This window comes from Amaricoccus sp. (assembly GCF_036846665.1).
Taxonomy (GTDB): Bacteria; Pseudomonadota; Alphaproteobacteria; order Rhodobacterales; family Rhodobacteraceae; genus Amaricoccus.
In genome coordinates, this window is the sequence record NZ_DAIUBO010000240.1 from 1 (window position 1) to 5,688 (window position 5,688).

Consider the following 5,688-nt stretch of genomic DNA (forward strand, 5'->3'; position numbering starts at 1 on the left):
AACTCCGCTTGATTCCCATAATGTTCCCGCAGGAACATTAACGCCCGGCGGCAAAAGGGTGAAAGCAGCGTGACAACGGGGCGCCGGCGGCATTGACCGATGCGGCCGGCTTGACTATGCCCGCCACGGGGCGATGGGCCGGGGGCTTGAGGGCACGATGAGCGAGGATTGGGCGCCGCGGACGCGGCTGGTGCATTCGGGCACGCGCCGCAGCCAGTACGGCGAGACCTCCGAGGCGATATTCCTGACGCAGGGCTTCGTCTATCCGTCGGCCGAGGTCGCCGAGGCGCGCTTTGTCGAGAGCGGGCCGGACGAATTCATCTATGCCCGCTACGGCAACCCGACGGTGCGGATGTTCGAGGAGCGCATCGCGGCGCTCGAAGGCGCCGAGGACGCGTTCGCGACGGCCTCGGGCATGGCGGCGGTGCATGGAGCGCTCTTCTCGGCGCTCAAGACGGGCGACCATGTAGTGGCGGCGAAGGCGCTTTTCGGGAGCTGCCTCTATATCGTCGAGACATTGCTTCCGCGGTTCGGGGTCGAGGTGAGCTTCGTCGACGGCACCGACCTCGACCAGTGGCGCGCGGCGATCCGGCCGGACACCAGGCTCGTCTTCCTGGAATCGATCTCCAACCCGACGCTGGAGGTGATCGACATCGCGGCGGTGGCCGCGATCGCGCGGGCATCCGGCGCATTGACCGTGGTCGACAACGTCTTCGGCACGCCGATCTTCCAGCGCTGCTTCGATCTCGGCGCGGATGTGGTGGTCTATTCGGCCACCAAGCATATCGACGGGCAGGGGCGCTGCCTCGGCGGCGTCGTGCTCGGCTCGAAGACCTTCATCCGCAAGACGCTTGAGCCCTTCCTCAAGCATACCGGCGGCGCGCTCAGCCCGTTCAGCGCCTGGGTCATGCTCAAGGGCCTGGAGACGCTCGACCTGCGCTGCCGCGCGGCGGCGGCGGCGGCGCAGCGGCTCGCCGAGGCGGTCTCGGACCATCCGGCGCTGGCGCAGGTGCTCTATCCGGGGCTCGACGCCCATCCGCAGGCGGCCCTGGCGCGGCGGCAGATGGAGACCGGCGGCACAGTGCTGTCGCTCGATCTGGCCGGCGGCAAGGCGGCGGCCTTCCGCTTCCTCAACGCGCTGCGCATCGTGCAGATCTCGAACAACCTCGGGGATGCCAAAAGCCTGGTGACCCATCCGGCCACCACCACGCATCAGCGGCTGACCCCGGAGCAGCGCCAGGCCCTCGGCATCGGCGACGGGCTGGTGCGGCTGTCGCTCGGGCTGGAGGATCCGGCGGATCTGATCGCGGACGTCAGGCAGGCGCTCGACGCCGCCTGAACGGGCGACCTTCGCAAGACTCTATTGACGCGACTGTTTTTTAGTCGATTTTCACGCTGTGGTTGTCTATAGTATTGATAGCGATGGAGATTCCATGGGGCCGTCCTTTCTTTCGGCGGACCGTGCCCCATGTAGACTTCGCGCCACGCCGTGCCTCGGGAGTGAAAGACGACGCGATGAATATGCACAACCCCAAGATCGATCCGCTCGACGATCCCGAACCGCCTGCCTTACGGCCGAGTGCGGCCGAGGCCGAAGCCGCCGCCAGGACCCTGCTGCTATGGGCCGGCGATGAATCGGCGCATGACAGCTCGCTCAACGTCACGGCGCTGCTGAGCCGGACCTTCGATCCGACCTATCCGGTCTTCAGCCGCTCCTATCCGGCCGATTTCGTGGCGGACGGCGCCTATCGCAATGGCCTGCCCGACCTGCAGAACGGCCCCGAGAGCCTGATCCGGGGCGCCAAATCCGAGATCCAGCACGTCGGCATCTCGAATTTCCGCCTGCCGATCCGCTTCCACACCCGCGGCGGCGGCGACATCCAGCTTGAGACCTCGGTGACGGGCTCGGTCTCGCTGGAGGCGAACAAGAAGGGCATCAACATGAGCCGCATCATGCGGTCCTTCTACAAGCATGCCGAACTGGAGTTTTCCTTCGAGGTGATGGAGGGCGTGCTGACCTCCTATCTCAAGGATCTCGAGACCTATGACGCACGCATCCAGATGCGTTTCAGCTATCCGATGCTCAAGACGTCCCTGAGGTCGGGGCTGCTGGGGTATCAGTACTACAACGTCTCGCTCGAGATGGTCACCACCGACGAGGGCACGCAGCGGATCGTGCATCTCGACTATGTCTATTCGTCGACGTGCCCCTGCTCGCTCGAGCTCAGCGAGCATGCGCGGCGCACCCGGCAGCAGATCGCCACGCCGCATTCCCAGCGCTCGGTGGCGCGGGTCTCGGTGGAGCTCGTCGGCGAGGAAATGCTGTGGTTCGAGGATCTGGTCGATCTCTGCAACGCCGCGATCCCGACCGAGACCCAGGTCATGGTCAAGCGGGAGGACGAGCAGGCCTTCGCCGAGCTCAACGGGTCCAATCCGATCTTCGTGGAGGACGCGGTGCGGCTGCTCTGCCAGACGCTGGAGAACGACGCGCGGATCGGGGATTTCCGCGTGGTGGCCAGCCACCAGGAATCGCTGCATTCCCATGACGCGGTCTCGATCCTGACCAAGGGCGAGACCTTCCGCCAGACGAGCTACGACCCCCGGCTCTTCGATTCGCTCTATCACATCGGCTGAAGCCGGCGCGCCGGTGGCGCGCGCGGCTTGACAGCCGCCCGCGCCGCCGCCAACGATTCCGCCATGGTGGACGTCAGGCCCGTCGGGTATCTCGTCGGTTGGCTCGTGACCGCGCTGGGTCTGTCGATGGCGCTGCCCTTGGTGGCGGATCTGGCCGCCGGCAGCGCGAATGCACGGGTCTTCGCCACCACCGCCATCCTGGTGATCGTCTCGGGGGCGGTGCTGGCCTTCGCCTGTTCGAGCGGCGCCTCGGCGCGCATGGGCGTGCAGGAGAGCTTCCTGCTCGCGACGGGAACCTGGGCGGTCTTTCCGATCTTCGGGGCGCTGCCCTTCTGGTTCGGCGCGCCGCAGGCGAGCTTCACCGACGCCTTCTTCGAGGCGATGTCGGGGCTGACCACGACCGGCGCGACCGTCTTCACCAGCCTCGACACGCTCCCGCCGGGGACGCTGCTCTGGCGCGGCATGCTGCAATGGTTCGGCGGCCTCGGCATCGTCATCGTCGCCATGGTCTTCCTTCCGACGCTGAAGGTCGGGGGCATGCAGATCTTCCGCTCCGAGGCTTTCGACACGATGGGAAAGATCCTGCCCCGCGCCGGGGAGATCGCGCTGTCGCTGTCGCTGATCTATGCGCTGCTGACCTTTCTCTGCTTCATGGCCTATGTCTTCACGGGCATGCCGGCCTTCGATTCCGCGGTGCATGCCATGACCACGCTGGCGACCGGCGGCATGGCGAACCACGACCTTTCCTTCTCGGTCTACGGTGCGTCGGCGCATTACGTGGCGACGGCCTTCATGCTGCTGGCGGCATTGCCCTTCATCCGCTTCCTGCAGTTCTTCGCCGGCGATCCCAAGCCGATCTGGCGCGATCCGCAGATCCGGGGATTCCTGCTGGTGGTCGCCGCCTTCGTGACGCTGCTCTCGGCCTGGCTCGCGCTGGTCCGGCCCGGGCCCTTCGAGCCGGCGTTTCGCGAGGTGCTCTTCAACGTCGTCTCGATCATCACCGGCACGGGCTATTCCAGCGCGGATTACGACACCTGGGGCTCCTTCGCGATGACGATGTTCTTCGTGCTGGGGCTGATAGGGGGGTGTTCGGGCTCGACCGCCTGTTCGGTCAAGATCTTCCGCTACCAGCTGATGCTCGCGTCGGTCTCGGCCGAAGTGAAGCGGCTGCACGCGCCGAACCGGGTCTTCGCCCCGCGCTACGACGGCCACCCGGTGTCGCAGCGCGTGCTCGATTCGGTGATGGCCTTCTTCATGTTCTTCTTTCTCACGCTGGCGGTCGTCGCGGTGATGCTGGTGCTGGTCGGGCTCGACCCGCTCACGGCGATCTCCGGCTCGGCCACGGCGATCGCCAATATCGGGCCCGGCCTCGGGCCGGTGATCGGGCCCGCCGGAAATTTCTCCACCCTGCCGGATGCGGCCAAATGGATCCTCGCGGCGACCATGCTGGTCGGGCGGCTGGAGATCCTCTCGGTCTTCGTGCTCTTCGGCGCGGCGTTCTGGCGGGCCTGACCCCGCGAAGCCGGCGCTTGACAGTGGTTGCCGGGGGCGCGATGCCATGCCGGGACGCGCTGGAGTGATCTTCACGGCATGTTGGCTTTCCGACCGGTCGGATACATCGTCGGCTGGCTGGTTCTCGCGCTCGGGTTCGTGATGTTCCTGCCGCTGGCAGTGGATGTCGCCCTGGGCGACGGCAATGCGCCCGGCTTCGCGGCGGCGGCGGTCCTGGCCATCGCCTTCGGAGCGGGGCTGACGCTCGCCTGCGCGCAGGCGGGCGACCTGCGGCTCGGGCTTCGACAGGCCTTCGCCCTGACCACCGTCACATGGATGGTCTATCCCGCCGTCGGCGCCCTGCCGTTCATGCTCGGCCTGCCCGGTCTCGGGCCGACGGATGCCTATTTCGAGGCGATGTCGGCGATGACGACCACGGGGGCCACGGTGATCACCGGGCTCGACGACCTGCCCCACGGCATCCTCCTCTGGCGGGGAATGCTGCAATGGATCGGCGGCGTGGGGATCGTCTTGATGGCGCTGCTCCTGCTGCCGGTGCTCAACGTGGGCGGGATGCAGCTCCTGCGGGCGAGCGACTTCAACACGCTCGGCAAGATCATGCCGCGCACCAAGCAGATCGCGCTGTCGATCGGCTCGGTCTATTTCGGCCTGACGCTGGCCTGCGCCATGGGCTACGAGGCCAGCGGCATGAACGGCTTCAACGCCGCGGTTCACGCGATGACGACGCTCTCGACCGGCGGCATGGGGACCTCGGACAGCTCCTTCGCCGGCTTCTCTCCGGCGGCGCAATACGTCTCGACGATCTTCATGCTGCTCGGCTCGCTCTCCTTCGCGCGATACGTGCAGCTCGCCCGCGGCGATGCGGGGGCGCTCTGGCACGACAGCCAGATCCGGGCGTTCCTCGCGGTCTATGTCGCCTTCGTCCTGGGGATGCTGGTCGCCCGCCTCGCCGGATCCGCGCAGCTCGACGAGACCGTCGTGCGCGAGGTCGCCTTCAATGTCGCCTCGATGCTCTCGAGCACCGGCTATGCCAGCGCCGACTTCATCCTCTGGGGCAATCCCTCGGTGATGATCTTCTTCATCATCATGCTGATCGGCGGCTGCTCCGGATCGACGGCCGGCGGCGTCAAGATCTTCCGCTACGAGCTGCTGTTCTCGGCCGTGCGCGCCGAACTGCGCCGGCTCTACCGGCCCAATATCGTCATCCTCGCGCATTACCAGGGACGGACGGTCTCGCCGCAGGTCATGGATTCGGTCATCGCCTTCTTCATGCTCTATTTCCTGTCCCTGGGGATCATCGCGGTGGTGCTGGTGCTGCTCGGGCTCGATCCGATGAGCGCGATCACCGGCGCCGCCTCCTGCCTCGGCAATGTCGGACCCGGCCTCAGCACGATGATCGGCCCGGCGGCGAGCTATGTCGACGTGCCCGGGGCGGCGAAATGGGTGATGTCGGCCGCGATGATGATCGGGCGGCTCGAGATCATGGTGGTCTTCGTCCTCTTCTCAACGGCCTATTGGCGGGCGCGCTTTACCGCGCCCGCC

General features: G+C 66.7%; 4 protein-coding genes. All 4 read left to right on the forward strand.

Translation table 11 applies throughout. The features are described 5' to 3' along the window. Positions 1-157 precede the first annotated feature (157 nt). Positions 158-1,339, forward strand: a complete 1,182-nt coding sequence (gene metZ / locus V7050_RS17580) for an O-succinylhomoserine sulfhydrylase (protein ID WP_324365508.1) — start codon at positions 158-160, stop codon at positions 1,337-1,339. Positions 1,340-1,515: 176 nt separating this feature from the next. Then, positions 1,516-2,634, forward strand: coding sequence for a GTP cyclohydrolase FolE2 (gene folE2 / locus V7050_RS17585; protein WP_324365507.1), 1,119 nt, complete (start codon positions 1,516-1,518; stop codon positions 2,632-2,634). 63 nt (positions 2,635-2,697) lie between these two features. Continuing rightward, positions 2,698-4,146 carry a TrkH family potassium uptake protein gene (locus tag V7050_RS17590; protein ID WP_442885358.1) on the forward strand — a complete coding sequence of 483 codons (1,449 nt, stop codon included), beginning with the start codon at positions 2,698-2,700 and terminating at the stop codon, positions 4,144-4,146. Positions 4,147-4,224: 78 nt separating this feature from the next. Continuing rightward, positions 4,225-5,688, forward strand: a 1,464-nt coding sequence (locus tag V7050_RS17595; RefSeq protein ID WP_324410931.1) for a TrkH family potassium uptake protein, incomplete at its 3' end; no start/stop codon positions are given.